Here is a 16,479-nt window from a genome sequence, read left to right as displayed (position 1 = left end):
CTATTGACAACGCATTGCAGGATGCCAACCATGCATCAGAACTGTCTTCGGCCCTTTTAGATTTTGCCCGGGCCAGTTATGATGTTTCACAGATCAGTCTTGTCAATCTACGTTTGGATGAGACTCTTGCAGAAGCTAAACTTTCTCTGTTGCAGAAAAATACTGATTATAAGATAGGAATCAATTATATGGACAGCGCCGGAGACAAAGATGAAAGCAATTATGATTTTTACGGTAATCCTTACCTCCTGCAGATTGCTTTTTCAAACCTTATGGAAAACGCCTGCAAATATTCCGGAGACAAAAGTTGCCATATAGAGATTGAAGTCGATTATCAAAATATAAAAATTCACTTTACAGATCATGGTATTGGAATTGCTGAAAAAGATCTTTCAAAGATTTTTGATCTATTCTATCGCGGAAGCAATAAAAGCTATGAAAAAGGAAATGGGATAGGACTTTCTATAGTGAAAAGAATTGTAGAAATTCACCAGGGTAAATTGAATGTCAGTTCTAAGGTGTTAAAAGGGAGCACATTTACGATACAGTTTCCCTCCAAAAAATAAAAGCAGCCAAAATTGACTGCTTTTCTCTTATGCTTTTAACCATTCTGAGGAGGAAAGGTAATTCTGATCAGGATAGTAGATGAACAGAAGGTTTCTTCCTTTGATACTGTTGATGATAGGCTGTGTAAGTTCTTTAGGAACGGCAGGGCATCCCCAGCTTCTTCCAATTCTTTTATGCATTGCAGCAAAGTCATCACTTACATAATTGGCTCCATGCAGTACAATTGCTCTTCTGTACGCTGCATCATTAAAGCCTTTATCCATTCCTAACAATTTCAGAGAGTATCCGTTGTCCCCTTGATAGGTGGCATCCGTGATATAAAATCCCAGGCTGCTCTGCAACGAACTTTCCCTGTTAGAAAAATTCGTCGCAAATTCTTCACCTGTATTTTTTCCATGGGCAACCAGTGAGTTGAACAGAACTTTCTTGTCATTTAGATCAATTACCCAAAGTCTTTTCATATTGGAAGACATAGAAAAATCGCAAATCGTTAATAAATGTGATTCTTCGGTAAGTAATCCTGCTTTTTTTAAATTTTCAAATCCCGTCAATGCTTTTGAGAACACTTCATAGTTTAATTCATGTTCCGGGTCAAATGCAATTGATTTGTATAATACTTCTGATGAAGATGCCGTTTCAGCATTCTTTACAGATTTCGTTTCCGCTACTTTTTCAGTTTTTGCTGTATTAATCTTTTCATTCTTTATCGCCACTCTTGGAGAAAGATAGAATGAAGTCGTCACCATGTACACAAGGCCTATTACGCTATAAAATCCTTTCATTCAATAATTATTAATTCCAAATTAGTGGGGCAAAATTATAAAAACATAGCTGTCAGATACTTATAAGTCTAAAAAGTTTAACGCAATTTAAGAAACTTTAACGGAGGCTTCCTCCATCTGCCTGATTATAAATCTCTTCGATTCTTTTCCAATAACTCCTATTTATCTTATCATAGAAAAGGTAAATGCATTTGACAGCGAAAATATCCAGCTTACTTCTTGTTTCAATCCATTTCATAATATTTTTAACCAATAGCAATTCATTAAATCCTGCCCATTCTCCTGCCGGACTTAGCAGATTTGAAAAGAGGACCGGAAAAACTTCAAATTGGTCAATTCTTTTTACTTCCTCAAAAGTAAAAGGGCTTTCAAGGAGAGTTTTTGCTATATATATGAAATCAGATTCCTGAAGCTCAGTATCAAGATATAGCTCTGACAGAGCGATCCAAACTTGTTTTCTGTTTTCCAGACTCTCTTCTCCCATAGCAAGTGGATAAAAATACTTTTATGGTTGTGAATCCGAAACGAATTCCAGGCTGATAGAATTCATGCAATATCTCAGTCCTGTAGGTTTTGGGCCGTCATCAAAAACATGTCCCAGGTGGGAGTCACAGCGTTTGCAAAGCACTTCTACCCTTTCCATTCCATAGGTCTGATCTCTTTTGTAGTATACCCCTTCCTTGTCTGCTTCAAAAAAACTTGGCCATCCGCAGCTGCTTGCGAATTTTGATGTAGAACGAAACAGATGGTTTCCACAAACGGCACAATAATAGTCTCCGGTTTCATCAAATTCATTATATTTTCCGGTAAAAGCCCTTTCTGTTGCCGCTTCTCTGGATATTGCGTACAGATCCGGAGCCAGAATTTTTTGCCATTCCTCATTGGAAATGTTCAGCTTGGTGGTATCAGTTCTTGAATAATATGGATTGTTTTTTGCTTCTTTATTTTCCATAGAAGTAATTTTAATAGGTTGATGTTTCTGCTTGCATCCCAGCAGAAAAATTAATATGATGATTGAAACTAAAAATTTCATCACAAATTTTAATTTCTTATATCTTAACCACAAAAATGACAGGGAATGTAAAACACTTCATTCAATAGGAACTTACTCAAGTCTTCCAAAGTCTTTACAATAAAAATTTTATGTCTTTTGTGGTTTAAATAGTAAATGGTTTAACACCCAAATTTAGTAAATTTGAGAATATGAATGACGAAGCAAAAAGAAAACAGCTAAGAAAATACAAGGCATTTGCCACGGGATTATTTGTTCTGATGGCCGTTATTTTCATTATCACCACCATTTTACAGAAATCTAATCATTCTCATTGGATTGGCTATGTCCGGGCTTTTTCTGAAGCGGCAATGGTGGGAGCATTGGCAGATTGGTTTGCTGTAACCGCTTTATTTCGCCATCCACTCGGATTACCAATTCCCCATACCAATCTGATCGAAAACAGTAAACAGAGGCTCGGTGATAATCTGGGAAGTTTTGTGGTCAGTAATTTTCTTTCACCTCAGAATATACGTCCTTATATTCAAAAAATTAAGGTTTCAAACTTTGTGGGTGAATGGCTGGGTAAAGAAAAAAACCAGAATATCCTGATCAGAAATATTTCAGATATTGTACTGGATATTCTTAATAAGCTTGATGATTCTACGGTAAGTCAATTCATCAGCAAGAAGGTATCCGACATGACTGATGATATCAAGCTGAATAAAGTCGTAGGAAACGGAATTCATTATATTCTGGAAAAGAATGACCATCAGAGAATCATTACCAATCTTTCTAAACAGATCAAAGACTACATTATTGAAAATGATGAAATGATCAAAGAGCGGGTAAAGCAAGGAAGCTATTCGTTTGTTCCTTCTTTTGTGGATAATAAGATTGCAGATAAGATTGCAGACGGGCTTTCCGATTTTTTCAGAGAAATTGAAGAAAATCCCCAACATGAAGTCAGGGCATTAATCACACAAAAAATCTATGAATTTTCGGTTGATCTTAAAGAAGACCCGAAATGGGAAGATGAATTTAAAACGATCAAAAACGGACTTCTGAAAAATGACAAACTGGATGAGTATTCTAATGACATCTGGGTTTCTATCAAGAAAACACTCATGAAAGAACTTCAGGAAGAGCAGTCTGCACTGAAAAATTATCTCTATAAAAACCTGGATGAATTTTCACAAAATCTAAAGACTGATGAAAACCTTCAGAATAAAATCGATCATTGGGTCCGTGTAACCGCCTATAAATATATTCTTAAAAACACACACCAGTTCGGAAACCTCATCAGTACAACCGTAGGAAACTGGCAGGGAAAAGAGCTGAGTGAAAAAATGGAACTTGAAGTAGGAAAAGATCTGCAGTTTATCAGGGTAAACGGAACTTTAGTGGGCGGCCTGGTAGGGCTGATTATCTATACCGTAGCCAACTTTTTCATTTAAAAAAAACTAAAACCACCATCTTCCAGCTATGAAAAAAATAGGCCTAGCACTACTCCTACCCCTTTTTATCTTTTGTATGAGTCAAAAAGTAGAATTAAAAACTGTAACAGACTCTTCCCAGGTTTTTAAAGGAGCAATTTCGGGAGTTCCTGTTACGATGCAGCTTAATTATACCGGGGTTGTGGACTGTCATCAGTATCAGCATTTTGTAGAAGGATGGTACTATTACGATAAATATCAAAAGAAAATTCCACTCACAGGAATTTATGATCTGGGAGTTCTTTATCTCTATAATTTTGGAAATAAACATACACTGTATGCGAAGGAATTAAGGAAAGTGATCACTTCTCCACGTAAAGTAGAAAAAACAGACAGCATTGCCCGTACTTTAAAACCCAAAGAAGCATTAGTCTTTGAAAGAAACAATACGAAACAGGAGGTATCCGGAACGTTCTATATGGGAAAGCAATCCCAACCCGCTATATTATACACCAGCAATCCAACGATCTACCGGTATAATAATTATTTGCTTCTTCCGGATAATAAGAAACTCAATACTTTTGATTTTATGAACCGGCTGGGGGGAAATACACTGGTATCAACATCCGCTTACAGTACGGGAAACAGGGTACTGCTTTATTTTGAAAATCTGTCCAATTTTAATTTTTGCGGAATGTGCGGAGCCAGTGATGGCGAAAAAGGATACCGGGTTTTGTATTTTACCAAGAACTGGAATTATAAAAACTATGAAGAATTCCTTACTGAAAGTTGCCTGGAAGGAATATCTGAAACCCAAAAGATAAAGACCAAAGATCCCAATATACTCCAGTATAATGTGAAAAAATCATATGCTTCTGCTCCTTATATTCTGACCGTGGATGTAAAAAATGCTTCGGTTTCCAAATCAAAGTAATGGAAATATAAAACAAAAAAAGAGAGCTTGAAAGCTCTCTTTTGTATTTACCTTGGCAATCGGCTTGCTCTTTTCAGCAGTTCCTGATTGATATCATTGATCAGTTGTGGACCTTCATAGATAAATCCGGTATATAGCTGTATCAAGCTCGCCCCGGCATCCAGCTTTTCGATGGCATCTTTTGCAGAATGTATACCTCCTACTCCAATGATCGGGAAAGACCTGTTGCTTTTTTCTGAGAGGTATCTGATCATTTTTGTACTTCTCTCACGAATTGGTTTTCCGCTTAAACCACCATTTCCTATTTGTTCCAAAACTTCAGGAGAGGTTTTAAGACCTTCTCTGTTGACAGAGGTATTGGAAACGATTACTCCATCTATTTTTGTTTCTGCAATCAGCCCAACAATTTCATCCAGCTGAGTATTATTGAGATCCGGAGCAATTTTCAGTAATATAGGTTTTTGTACAGATTTTGACTGATTGATTTTCTTTACTTCTGTAATCAACTCACGAAGGTATTCTACATCTTCAAGTTTAGCATGACTTCCCACATTCGGGCAGCTTACATTCAGTACAAAATAATCCACATGAGGATGAAGACCTTCAAAACAATCCAGATAATCCTGTGTATAGTTCTCAGCTTTTGTATCGGTATTTTTTCCGATGTTTCCACCGATGATTATTTTTCCTTTGTTGGATTTTAATTTTTCGATTGCTGCCTCAAGCCCATCATTGTTGAAGCCCATTCTGTTGATGATTCCGCCATCTTCAATAAGACGGAATAATCTTTTCTTAGGATTTCCTGCCTGAGCTCTTGGTGTCACGGTTCCTATTTCTACAAACCCGAAACCTAAGTCTCCCAATTCATTGAATAAAACAGCATTTTTATCAAAACCGGCAGCCAGTCCTACAGAATTTTTAAATTTTAATCCGAAAACTTCTCTTTCCAGACGTTTGTCTTCGATAGGTTTTGGGAGAAATAATTTGGTGAGAAATCCAAAATTCTTGAGCATTGAAAAAGTAAAGTGATGTACTTCTTCAGGATCAAATTTGAAAAGAATCGGACGAATGAGCGATTTGTACATTGAAAAAAAGTTTTACAAAATTACTCATTTTAAAATTAATCGTGGATTAACCTATGACCTTTTATCAAAATGTCTGATAAACAGTATCTATAAAGCAGGAACATCTGCAAGATATAATGGTATAAAAATTTTTTAGTGGAAGCTATTTCCCGCTTTTCATTACAATCTTTTTTTGCAAAAAAGGATTTTCATTACAATCGGGGCTAAGGTTGCAGTCTTTTATTCAATAGATTAAACTTTGTGGTGATGTGGTAGCGGAGCCTTGCCAAGGTTTTTAACCTTGGCAAGGCTCTATTTTGGAGATTTATTTATAAAATGTTTAAAATATTTGGTTTACATTAAGAATATGCGCTCAAATCAAAGTTCAGAATCTTCCCTACTCTTTCAAACTCATCATCTATAGTAGCATTTACCGTAATTCTTTCATTAGAAATAGGATGATTAAAAATCAATTGATGGGCATGAAGCGTCATTTTACTGATCTCAAATGTTTGAAGCCACAACTTATTTTGTTTATTGCAGCCATGTTTACGGCAGCCTAAAATAGGATGCAGAATATGCTTAAAATGTTTTCTTAACTGGTGAAATCTTCCCGTTTCAGGAATGGCTTCTACCAAAGAATATCTCGAAGTCTGATGTTTTAAAAAGGGTAAATCTATTTCTGAAGTCTGCAAACGACGGTAGTAGGTCACTGCATTTTGCTTGACTTCATTTTCATTAATTAAATCATAATCAATGGTTTCTTCTTCTTTTGTCCAGCCACGAAGAATTGCCAGGTATTTCTTCTCCACTTCGCGTGAGGCAAACTGCTCGCTCATGATTCTAAGGGTATCTTTATCTAAAGTAAACAGCAGAACACCCGAAGTTTTTCGGTCTAACCGATGTACAGGAAACACTTTTTGTCCAATCTGTTTCTTCAACTCCTGAATAGCGTAAGTATCAGCTTCTCCCGCATAGAAGGATTTATGAACCAGCAATCCGCTGGGTTTGTTGATGGCAATAATATGTTCGTCGCGATAAAGAATTTCTAACATGGGGCAAAAATAGAAATTTTCAACCGATCTAGCCCTGATTGAAGCGGCATCCTTTTGCAAAGCAAAAGATATAGTGGAAAGCAGGTTCCCGGCTCCTGGAAATTAAAATGTAAATTTTTGAACTTTTATTTACCGCTTTTTTTGTTGAATTTCATGGAATTGGAATTCAAATTCATATTTTTGCACATCAGACGTTAAAAAAATTATGGCAAAGCAAGAAGATGTTTTCAAGAAAGTGATTTCTCACGCTAAAGAATATGGTTTTATTTTCCCATCGAGTGAGATCTATGATGGTTTATCCGCTGTTTATGATTATGGACAGAACGGGGCTGAACTTAAAAATAATATCAAACAGTATTGGTGGAAAGCTATGGTACAGCTTAACGAAAATATTGTGGGTATTGATTCGGCAATCCTTATGCACCCTACTACATGGAAGGCATCGGGCCACGTAGACGCTTTCAATGATCCATTGATTGATAATAAAGATTCTAAGAAGCGTTTCAGAGCAGATGTTTTGGTAGAAGATTACTGCGCTAAAATTGAAGATAAAGAAAATAAAGAGATCGAAAAGGCAGCGAAAAGATTCGGTGATTCTTTCGATAAGGCTCAGTTTGAAGCGACCAATCCAAAAATCCTGGAATACAGAGCAAAAAGAGAGGCTATTCTTTCAAGGCTGGCAAAATCTTTGGAAAACGAAGACCTTGCTGATGTAAAATCTTTGATTGAAGAGCTTGAAATTGCTGATCCGGATACGGGTTCTAAAAACTGGACGGAAGTAAGACAGTTCAACTTAATGTTTGGAACTAAGCTAGGTGCTTCCGCAGACAGCGCTATGGATCTTTATCTGAGACCGGAAACGGCTCAGGGTATTTTTGTGAACTTCCTGAATGTTCAGAAAACTTCACGTCATAAACTTCCTTTCGGTATTGCACAGATTGGTAAAGCTTTCAGAAATGAGATTGTTGCAAGACAGTTTATCTTCAGAATGCGTGAGTTTGAACAGATGGAGATGCAGTTCTTCGTTGCTCCCGGAACTGAATTAGATTTCTACGAACAATGGAAACAAAAACGTCTGAACTGGCACTTAGCGTTAGGACTAGGGAATGACAATTACAGATTCCATGACCATGAAAAACTGGCTCACTATGCCAATGCTGCCGCTGACATTGAGTTCAACTTCCCATTTGGATTTAAAGAATTAGAGGGTATTCACTCAAGAACGGATTTCGATTTAAAAGCTCATGAGAAACATTCAGGTAGAAAGCTTCAGTTCTTCGATCCTGAAAGAAATGAAAACTATGTTCCTTATGTAGTAGAAACTTCGGTAGGTTTAGACAGATTATTCCTTTCTATTTTCTCACACTGCCTTAAGGATGAAGTATTGGAAGATGGATCTGAAAGAACGGTTTTATCTCTTCCACCAGCTTTAGCTCCTGTAAAAGCAGCTATTCTTCCATTGATGAAGAAAGATGGTTTAGCAGAGTATGCAGAAAATATCTTCAACGACCTGAAATATGATTTCAACTTATTCTACGAAGAGAAAGATGCAATCGGAAAACGATACAGAAGACAGGATGCCATTGGTACGCCTTACTGTATCACCATTGATCATGACTCTCTAACGGATCACACCGTAACAATAAGAGACAGAGACACGATGAAGCAGGAAAGAGTTCCTGTTTCTGAACTGAGAAGGATCATTGATGAAAAGACCAACTTCAGAAATTTACTTTCTAAAATATAATTTAAGAGCCCTGATTTTTCAGGGCTTTTTATTTTTACACACAATAGATGAATATATTACGGAATATTATTATTTTTGACGGACTTTAAAAACTAAAAAAATAATAACTATGAAGAAATTAATTATTTCATCACTGGCTATGGCAGTGATCGTAAGCTGTAGCTCATCCAACGATAATCCGGAAGACAATAATAATGGCAGCAATAATAACACCCCTTATCTTGTAAAAAAATTAACAGAGGTTGCTCCAGACGGACAGTCTTACGTTGTAGAATATAAGTACGACGGAACCAAAATAACTGAGGCCCTTGACGTTACAGATAACGAAAAGACATTATACACATATGACGGGGACAATATTGTAAAGACTGAACTATTCAGGAATGGAGTTATGAAAATCATGAGAGAATTTACCTATTCTAACGGAAGACTCGCTTCTGAAAAAGTGACTAATAAAGAACAGGCGGGAACTTTGGTATATACTGAAAATTACCAGTATCTGAGCGATAACCACGTGAAGTATAACGATTATCACTCCGCTACCTATAACCCAGCAACTGCAACATTCTCAGATATAAAATATACCCAGAAAGATGTGTACATCAACAATGCCGGAAATCTGGCTTCTATGAGCTATTCATACAATGGAATTTCCCGTAATGTTACATTTGCTTATGACGGCAATAACAATCCTATGAAAAATGTAAAAGGCCTTATAAAAATAGATATGTTTTCCCTTGGAGATGGTGGTGGAGATGGTGAAGTAGGTTACAATAACCTCATCTACTTAAACGGAGCCTATTCAGGAATTGTAAATGACACCAATCAAACCACCGGAGTTCATACTCTAAACAATGCTGATTATCCTACCAAATCAGTAATGAAGGAGACAAGTTCTGTTACCGGAACAGTAGTTCGCACCTATCTTTATGAGTATAATAAGTAATTATTTACTTTATTAACATACTTAGCCTTGAATAACTTCAAGGCTTTTTTATTTCAATGATTTACTGATTCTTTTTCAGTTTTTTACCTAAATTATTCTAAATTTGTTAGAGACCGATTCACGTGAATATGAGAATATTAAAGTATATGATAGGTGGAGCTGCAGCGGGTGCTGTGGCAGCTTATTTCCTGGGATATGATTATTTGTTTAGTGGTATTTCCAAAACCTATTTTAAAGGAAAATCAAGCGCCTATATTGATGACGGAAATCTTTTTCCCAGCAATCCTATTGCTACTGAAGCACCCGAGCTCTGGGAAGAAGATTTTGACTACAACAAAAAAGAATTACCTAAACATTTAGTTGATAACCTAAAAGAGTCTAAAACAGCTGCTTTTGTAGTGATCCGAAATGGTAAAATTCTTCACGAACAGTATTGGGCCGGTTATAATCAGCTTTCACAGACCAATTCTTTCTCTATGGCAAAAGCCGTTACGGTAATGCTTTTGGGTAAGGCTCTGGAGGAAGGAATTATAGGAAGTATTGATGAAAAAATTTCAGAATTTTATCCTGAACTCAAAGAAAAGGTGTTCGGAAATACGGTCACACTTAAAAATCTGGCTCAGATGGAAGCCGGACTTGACTGGGATGAGAATTACAATAATCCTTTCCTCCCCAACGCCAAAGCCTATTACGGGAAAAATCTTGTAAAAGCCGTATTCACAAGAAATTTTAAAGAAGAACCGGGAACAAAATTTGAATACCAAAGTGGATCTACACAGCTCCTGGGTTTCGCAATAAGAAAAGCATTAGGAAAACCGTTGGCAAGCTATCTTTCTGAGAAGTTCTGGATTCCGCTGGGTATGGAACAAAATGCCAAATGGAGCACAGACAACTACGGAATGGAGAAAACATATTGTTGTATTCATTCCAATGCGAGGGACTTCGCAAAACTGGGACAGCTGTTTCTGAATGACGGCAAAGTTGGAGATCAGCAGGTTCTTAATTCCGGCTTTATTGAAGACATGAGAACCCCAACAGAGAAATCTGCAGGAATCTATGGTCAGGGACTTTGGATCAATCATGATAATCCGATTAAACATTATTATTTCCTTGGGCTACAGGGTCAGTATATTATTATGGTCCCCGAGCATAATATAGTCATTGTACGAACGGGAAGCTACTCCAACAGTCCTAAAAATGACAGAGGAAGGCCGGATCAGGTAAAGTTTCTGGTGAATGAAACCGTTCAATTATTTCAATAAAAAACAATGGAGGAATACAGCCCTAAAATAGATGCTTATATCGAAAAATCCCAGGATTTTGCCAAACCGATTTTACATTATATCCGTGAGACTGTTCATGAATGCTGTCCGGATGCGGAAGAAGCCATAAAGTGGAGTTTTCCCCATTTTTTGTACAAAGGAAAAAATCTTTGTGCGATGGCTTCATTCAAGCAACACTGCACCTTTGGATTCTGGTTGGAAAAAGAGATGAAAACCATGCAGCAAATGACACAGGATATAGAAAAGAATTCTATGTTCAGTCTGGGAAAAATCACTAAGGTAGAAGATCTTCCATCAAAACCTCAACTTAAGAAGGCCATTCAAGAAGCTATGGAACTTACGGATATGGGAGTTACCATGAAAAAAGCAGCTCCTTCCAAAACAGAAATGGAAGTTCCGGAATATTTTCAGGATGCTTTGCTTGCTAATGGAAAAGCATGGGACGTCTTTGAGAAAGCTTCACCCTCGTTCAGAAAAGAATATATCACCTGGATCACTGAAGCTAAAACTGAAGCTACCCGGAATAAAAGGATGGAACAGGCTTTGGAATGGATTGCAGAGGGCAAAGGGAGGAATTGGAAATATGAGAGGAAGTAGAGATATCTGGCAAGAAGAAACACTAATGAAACCTAAAATTAGCTTCAGGCAGTGTATTATTCTTTAAGAAAGCTTCATATTCAGGAGACAGCTGTGCCCGGCCAAAGGTATTTTCACCGCTCATACTTCCAAGGCGGACTTTATCTTTCCCGAACTTGCGGTTCATAGCATCCATGGCCTTCATTACCGGAAGGTGCTGGTTTTGGGTGTCCTCTTCAAAAAGACCAATCTGCCTTTGATCTTCGGGAACAAAATCATTGACTATAACGCCGGCTCTTTTATAATGGAAACCATCTTTATAAATCGATTCAAAAAGTTCATTCACCACTCTTCCAATAATTATAGAGGAATTGGTAGGATTGGAAAGGATTCTGGTGACGGCATTTTTATATTCGGGAAGATCTTTTCGAAAGCGGTTGGTCTGCACAAAAACCGTGATCATTGTACAGCATGTACTCTGTTTTCGCAGTCTTTCAGAGCAGTACATCCCAAAAGTCTCTACCCTTTCCCGTACCTCCTCTTTCTGAGTCAGCATCTCCATAAAGCTTCGGGTTACGGCTATAGATTTTTTAGGGGATGGTGAATCCAGTTCCAGCTGGCGGATTCCTTTCAGCTCATTCAGCATTCTTATCCCATGAATTCCCATGATCTTTCGGATCCACATTTCAGGCTTCTGAAGAAGATCCCAGGCTTTATAAACTCCACTGTCGTTCATTTTTACAGCCAGTTTTCTTCCTATTCCCCATACATCTCCTATATTGAGCCATTTCAAAGCTTTCTCAATTTTTTCGGGGGTATCCAGGATATATACCCCATCAAATTGATCAGGAAAGTCTTTCACAATTCTATTGGCCACTTTACACAACGTTTTGGTAGGGGCAATTCCTATACTTACAGGAATGTTTTCCTTTTCTTCAATTTCCTTCCTGATTTTATCACAGTATCCGTGGATGTCAATATACTTAAAGCCTGTAAGATCTAGGAAAAGCTCATCAATACTGTATACTTCGTACTCAATAACATACGATTTAGCAATATTGATCACCTGCTGGCTTTTGTAATTGTACAGTTCAAATTTGGCAGAAAAACTTTTTACATCATGCTTCTGGAAGAGCTCTTTATATTTAAAAGCGGGGGCTGCCATAGGAATTCCCAAATCTTTTGCTTCCTTACTTCGGGACACCACACATCCATCGTTGTTGGAAAGCACCACAACGGGTTTGTTTTCAAGAGAAGGATCTAAAGTCCGTTCACAGGAAACAAAAAAGTTATTGCAATCTACCAGAGCATACATAATGAAGGATGAATATGTACACAAAATTAGAACTTTTAAAGTATAAAATCAGTTTCAGTTAAAAATTAACACCACTTTTAACACACTGTATTATACATCATTAAATTTTTATAATACGACATGTTCTGTCGCATCAGCGCTTTAACTTTGTCTTCAAAAACCGGTATCTGTTGATCAATATGCCTTAAATCATTTTCAGGCGCTCTTCTTCCAAATCAAGCTGGAAAAGCTGATGCCGAATGATCTCTTCATCAATCGAAATATCCTTATTAAGTTCCGTGAGAAACTGCCTCTGGCTTTCAAGCATTTCGATAAAAACAGCTTTGATATTTTCGTTCATCCAGTCGGCATCATTAGCTTTATTCTTTTCTTCCCAATGTCTTAACAACCGTTCTATTCCTGCATGGCTGTTAAGTTCGCTTTCATGTTTATTTTTAAGAAAATGATAAACGTGTTCTCTTAATTTCTGTTTGATTTCCTTCCGGGCCAGTTCTTCTTTTTCTTCATCTATAAAGTCATCAAATACTTTTCCATATTTTATAAAATAAGGCAATGTAAGCCCTTGTACCAAAAGAGTAAGCAGTATTACGACAAAGGTGATGAATAATATAAGGTTCCTGTTTGGAAAAGGAGTTCCATTTTCAAGAGTTATAGGAATAGCCAGTGCAGCTGCCAGAGATACCACTCCCCTCATTCCCGTCCATCCAAGTAAAATAGGCATCATCAGGCGGCGTCCCATGGAAGATGCCCTGGGAGCTACAGAAGGACGAAAAATAATGGTGGCAATCATTGCAGCATAGGAGCTTATTATTCTGGCTACAATAAGAATAACGGTCACTAATATTCCATAATTAATTGCCGTTTTTAAAGCTATTCCTTCAGAGCGCAGCCCTCCTACGATTTCAGGAAGCTCCAATCCGATAATTAGAAATACAATCCCATTCAGAATAAATACAAAACTTTCCCAGACACTATATCCTCTAATACGGCTGGTGCTGTTTAAAAATATCAATCGTTTTCCCGACATATATAATCCACCACATACCACAGCCAATACTCCGGAGCTGTGAAACTGTTCTGCCACCCAATACATTAAGTAAGGTTCAATTAAAGTCAGTGCAATATCTGAAGAAGCCTCTGTAGGGAGGTGTTTATGCGCTTGTACAAAAATCCAGGCCAATAATAATCCAATTCCTGATCCTCCGATCATCATCCATAAGAAATCCAAAGAAGCGTCCTGCCATACAAACTGCCCGGTTCCTACAGCGATTAAGGCAAAACGAAAAATAATAAGCGAAGAAGCATCATTGAGTAAACTTTCTCCTTCCAAAACAGCTGCAGTCGTATTGGGAATTTTCACAAATTTCATAATGGCACCCGTACTTACAGCATCTGGCGGAGACACTATGCCACCCAATAAAAATCCCAGGGCAATGGTAAATCCCGGAATAAAATAATTGGCAGCAATGGCCACTGAAAATGCCGTAAAAAACACCACAAGGAAAGCAAAGCTTCCAATGATACGCCACCATCTCTTCATTTCTTTAAAGGAAATGGACCAGGCAGCTTCAAATAAAAGCGGCGGTAAGAATATGAAAAAGATAAGATCGGGATTGATCTTTACCACAGGCAAACCGGGTATAAAACTGACAAGAAGGCCAAATACAACCAGCAAAATCGGATAAGCGATTTTTAATTTAACAGCCCACATATTTAATAATACAATAGCGGCTATCATTGCCAAAAAAAAAGGTAATATGGTGTGCATTGATATTGTGTTTTTTAATTTTTTATCCGTTATCCTCATGACCTGTCTGAAGACGACATCTATTACAAATATACAATCAATCTGTATTTTCGTACCCATTTTTTCAATCTTATCAAAACTTAAATAGAAACTGTATAATAATACCCAACATGATCCCTGCTCATCAGAAGAAAATTTAAAATAGTAAAAAATCAATTAAAACACGTCAAGTTTCGTCGCTTCCTCCCTATACCTTTGCTCTATAATAGTAAAAAAATATGGACAAAGTAACATCAGAAAGAATCCAGTTACTTCACCCACTGGTCAGGGATGAAGTAAAGCAGATCATAAAAGAATGTGACAAAGCACTTACCGGAAGAGCAAAAATAAGGATCACCCAAGGTCTGAGATCTTTTGAAGAACAGGAAAGACTTTATGCCATTGGAAGACTTACTTCAGGAAAAAAAGTAACCAATGCCAAAGCCGGACAAAGCATTCATAATTATGGTTTTGCTGTAGATATCTGTCTGATTATTGACGGAAAAATGGCGAGCTGGGGTACCGCAAAAGACTGGGATAATGACCGGGTTGCCGATTGGTATGAATGTGTAAAAATCTTTGCCAGACATGGCTGGGATTGGGGTGGAAACTGGAAAACATTCAAAGACCTTCCCCACTTTGAAAAAAAGAATATCTCCCAGGGAGAAGATCTTATTAAAGTCAATTGGAGAACCCTTTTAAAAATGCCCAGAGATCAACAGAATTATATCCTATTTTAATTCTTTTTTACCTGAAATTAATTATAATACGACACGTTCTGTCGCTTTCCCAGCCTACCTTTACCTGACAAGAAAACCACTAAAAAAGCAATGAAATCTCGATATAGAATCCTAATTTTTCCCAGTAAAATAAAAGGTTCTAGAGATTTAAGATTGCATGTGTCCCTTTAACAAACAATTAAAACATCACATGAAAAAGACAACCATTCTTTCTTTGGACGGGGGTGGAATAAGGGGAATTATTACCTGTATTATTCTACGTTACATAGAAGAACAGCTCCAGTACTATGATAAGCCCACAGCAAGGCTCGGAGATTATTTTGATCTGGTAGCAGGCAGCAGTACAGGAGGTCTGATTGCTTCTATTATCTTATGCCCCGACGAAACCCGAAAGGCAAAATATTCTATCCAGAAAGGGTTAGAATTATATGCTGAAAAGGGTGGAGACATCTTTCAGGTATCTTTTTGGGAAAAACTGGTTAATCCATTTGGATTACTGAATGAAAGAATTTCCCAGGAAGCACTTGAAAAAAATCTGAATGACTTTTTTGGAAATTTAGAATTAAAAGAATTAATAAAACCGTGTTTAATTACAAGTTATGATATAGAAAACAGAAGAGCCAAGCTTTTCAATTCCTGGGAAGCCAATCTCAGTACTGATAATTTTTATGTAAAAGATATTTGCAGAGCTACTGCAGCAGCCCCTACTTATTTCAGTCCTGTACAGATCAAATCTATGTACGGACAGATCTTCAGCCTGATTGATGGGGGAATGTTTGCGAATAACCCTGCTCTTTGTGCTTATGCAGAAGCCAGGAAAATTCCTTTTGCCGAAGTTTTAAAAAACCATCAGAAAGCCAATCATCCCGGTGTTAATGATATGATCATCATTTCTATAGGCACCGGAGTAGAATCCCGTCCTTATCCGTTTAAAAGATTAGAAAAAGCAGGAAAAATAGGATGGGTAAATCCAATCATTGATATTCTGATGTCTGCCAATGCAGAAACGGTAGATTATCAGCTTTCTCAAATGTTTCAGACATTAGGTTTAAGAAATCAGAAAAATTATTACCGGCTGAACCCATCTCTGAAAAACGCTTCACCAGCTATGGATAATGTAAGGCGCTCCAATATTGAAAACCTGATCCAGGCCGGTCTGAGTTATATTGATGACAACCGGGAAGTTTTAAATCAGATTGTACAAAAACTCATCAGAAACAAAATATAAGCTTTTAAGCTTATAATGAACCCAAATAA

The 16,479-nt window shown here is 37.3% G+C and carries 16 protein-coding genes; 9 read left to right on the top strand and 7 right to left on the bottom strand.

The window, feature by feature from the left end:
* The coding region (locus tag JML65_RS21285) for a sensor histidine kinase (RefSeq protein WP_202272055.1) at positions 1-566 on the top strand (566 nt) is incomplete at its 5' end.
* Between the two features lie 27 nt (positions 567-593).
* Here JML65_RS21285 and JML65_RS21280 read toward each other — a convergent pair.
* The 3 genes from JML65_RS21280 to msrB form a co-directional block, all read right to left on the bottom strand.
* Positions 594-1,349: a murein L,D-transpeptidase catalytic domain family protein gene (locus tag JML65_RS21280; protein ID WP_115916716.1), complete on the bottom strand. Its 756-nt coding sequence runs from the start codon at positions 1,347-1,349 to the stop codon at positions 594-596.
* A gap of 97 nt (positions 1,350-1,446) precedes the next feature.
* Positions 1,447-1,833, bottom strand: a complete 387-nt coding sequence (locus JML65_RS21275; RefSeq protein WP_115916718.1) for a hypothetical protein — start codon at positions 1,831-1,833, stop codon at positions 1,447-1,449.
* Positions 1,834-1,854: 21 nt separating this feature from the next.
* A complete protein-coding gene (msrB, locus tag JML65_RS21270) occupies positions 1,855-2,301 on the bottom strand; it encodes a peptide-methionine (R)-S-oxide reductase MsrB (protein ID WP_410669997.1) in 447 nt (148 codons plus the stop codon).
* 251 nt (positions 2,302-2,552) lie between these two features.
* Between msrB and JML65_RS21265 the strand changes: the two genes are divergently transcribed.
* Together JML65_RS21265 and JML65_RS21260 are read left to right on the top strand one after the other, a co-directional pair.
* Positions 2,553-3,797 (top strand): DUF445 domain-containing protein, encoded by a 1,245-nt coding sequence (locus JML65_RS21265; protein WP_115916722.1) that lies wholly within the window; start codon positions 2,553-2,555, stop codon positions 3,795-3,797.
* Between the two features lie 76 nt (positions 3,798-3,873).
* Positions 3,874-4,710, top strand: coding sequence for a hypothetical protein (locus JML65_RS21260; protein ID WP_202272051.1), 837 nt, complete (start codon positions 3,874-3,876; stop codon positions 4,708-4,710).
* Between the two features lie 47 nt (positions 4,711-4,757).
* On the opposite strand, the gene JML65_RS21255 is transcribed toward JML65_RS21260, so the two are convergent.
* Together JML65_RS21255 and JML65_RS21250 are read right to left on the bottom strand one after the other, a co-directional pair.
* Positions 4,758-5,795, bottom strand: a complete 1,038-nt coding sequence (locus JML65_RS21255; RefSeq protein ID WP_202272049.1) for a quinone-dependent dihydroorotate dehydrogenase — start codon at positions 5,793-5,795, stop codon at positions 4,758-4,760.
* 338 nt (positions 5,796-6,133) lie between these two features.
* Positions 6,134-6,829: a pseudouridine synthase gene (locus tag JML65_RS21250; protein ID WP_202272047.1), complete on the bottom strand. Its 696-nt coding sequence runs from the start codon at positions 6,827-6,829 to the stop codon at positions 6,134-6,136.
* A 205-nt stretch (positions 6,830-7,034) separates the two neighbouring features.
* Here JML65_RS21250 and JML65_RS21245 point away from each other — a divergent pair, with 205 nt between their 5' ends.
* The 4 genes from JML65_RS21245 to JML65_RS21230 all read left to right on the top strand — a co-directional run bounded on the left by JML65_RS21245 (position 7,035) and on the right by JML65_RS21230 (position 11,402).
* On the top strand, positions 7,035-8,576 hold the full coding sequence (locus tag JML65_RS21245) for a glycine--tRNA ligase (RefSeq protein ID WP_047484722.1): 1,542 nt from the start codon (positions 7,035-7,037) through the stop codon (positions 8,574-8,576).
* Between the two features lie 109 nt (positions 8,577-8,685).
* On the top strand, positions 8,686-9,522 hold the full coding sequence (locus JML65_RS21240) for a hypothetical protein (protein ID WP_202272045.1): 837 nt from the start codon (positions 8,686-8,688) through the stop codon (positions 9,520-9,522).
* Positions 9,523-9,650: 128 nt separating this feature from the next.
* Positions 9,651-10,784, top strand: coding sequence for a serine hydrolase domain-containing protein (locus JML65_RS21235; protein ID WP_202272043.1), 1,134 nt, complete (start codon positions 9,651-9,653; stop codon positions 10,782-10,784).
* Positions 10,785-10,790: 6 nt separating this feature from the next.
* Complete coding sequence (locus tag JML65_RS21230; RefSeq protein WP_202272041.1) at positions 10,791-11,402, top strand: YdeI/OmpD-associated family protein; 612 nt, start codon at positions 10,791-10,793, stop codon at positions 11,400-11,402.
* A 22-nt stretch (positions 11,403-11,424) separates the two neighbouring features.
* Here the strand turns inward: JML65_RS21230 and JML65_RS21225 are convergent, their stop codons facing one another.
* On the bottom strand, positions 11,425-12,720 hold the full coding sequence (locus tag JML65_RS21225) for a Y-family DNA polymerase (protein WP_237390960.1): 1,296 nt from the start codon (positions 12,718-12,720) through the stop codon (positions 11,425-11,427).
* A 160-nt stretch (positions 12,721-12,880) separates the two neighbouring features.
* The gene (locus tag JML65_RS21220; protein WP_115916840.1) at positions 12,881-14,464 is read right to left on the bottom strand and encodes a Na+/H+ antiporter; all 1,584 of its coding nucleotides are present in this window, start codon (positions 14,462-14,464) and stop codon (positions 12,881-12,883) included.
* Positions 14,465-14,721: 257 nt separating this feature from the next.
* Between JML65_RS21220 and JML65_RS21215 the strand changes: the two genes are divergently transcribed.
* Entirely contained in the window at positions 14,722-15,222 is a 501-nt protein-coding gene (locus JML65_RS21215; RefSeq protein ID WP_202272039.1) for a M15 family metallopeptidase, read from the top strand.
* A gap of 190 nt (positions 15,223-15,412) precedes the next feature.
* Positions 15,413-16,450, top strand: a complete 1,038-nt coding sequence (locus JML65_RS21210) for a patatin-like phospholipase family protein (protein ID WP_084086421.1) — start codon at positions 15,413-15,415, stop codon at positions 16,448-16,450.
* Positions 16,451-16,479 lie beyond the last annotated feature (29 nt).

It is taken from the genome of Chryseobacterium sp. KMC2, assembly GCF_016756935.1.
GTDB lineage: Bacteria > Bacteroidota > Bacteroidia > Flavobacteriales > Weeksellaceae > Chryseobacterium > Chryseobacterium rhizosphaerae.
This window is presented reverse-complemented; position numbering and strand designations above follow the sequence as displayed.

Coding starts and splice junctions, on each gene's coding strand:
- JML65_RS21280 (WP_115916716.1), bottom strand. CDS start 1,349: ATGAAAGGATTTTATAGCGTAATAGGCCTTGTGTACATGGTGACGACT.
- JML65_RS21275 (WP_115916718.1), bottom strand. CDS start 1,833: ATGGGAGAAGAGAGTCTGGAAAACAGAAAACAAGTTTGGATCGCTCTG.
- msrB (WP_410669997.1), bottom strand. CDS start 2,301: ATGGAAAATAAAGAAGCAAAAAACAATCCATATTATTCAAGAACTGAT.
- JML65_RS21265 (WP_115916722.1), top strand. CDS start 2,553: ATGAATGACGAAGCAAAAAGAAAACAGCTAAGAAAATACAAGGCATTT.
- JML65_RS21260 (WP_202272051.1), top strand. CDS start 3,874: ATGAGTCAAAAAGTAGAATTAAAAACTGTAACAGACTCTTCCCAGGTT.
- JML65_RS21255 (WP_202272049.1), bottom strand. CDS start 5,795: ATGTACAAATCGCTCATTCGTCCGATTCTTTTCAAATTTGATCCTGAA.
- JML65_RS21250 (WP_202272047.1), bottom strand. CDS start 6,829: ATGTTAGAAATTCTTTATCGCGACGAACATATTATTGCCATCAACAAA.
- JML65_RS21245 (WP_047484722.1), top strand. CDS start 7,035: ATGGCAAAGCAAGAAGATGTTTTCAAGAAAGTGATTTCTCACGCTAAA.
- JML65_RS21240 (WP_202272045.1), top strand. CDS start 8,686: ATGAAGAAATTAATTATTTCATCACTGGCTATGGCAGTGATCGTAAGC.
- JML65_RS21235 (WP_202272043.1), top strand. CDS start 9,651: ATGAGAATATTAAAGTATATGATAGGTGGAGCTGCAGCGGGTGCTGTG.
- JML65_RS21230 (WP_202272041.1), top strand. CDS start 10,791: ATGGAGGAATACAGCCCTAAAATAGATGCTTATATCGAAAAATCCCAG.
- JML65_RS21220 (WP_115916840.1), bottom strand. CDS start 14,464: ATGCACACCATATTACCTTTTTTTTTGGCAATGATAGCCGCTATTGTA.
- JML65_RS21215 (WP_202272039.1), top strand. CDS start 14,722: ATGGACAAAGTAACATCAGAAAGAATCCAGTTACTTCACCCACTGGTC.
- JML65_RS21210 (WP_084086421.1), top strand. CDS start 15,413: ATGAAAAAGACAACCATTCTTTCTTTGGACGGGGGTGGAATAAGGGGA.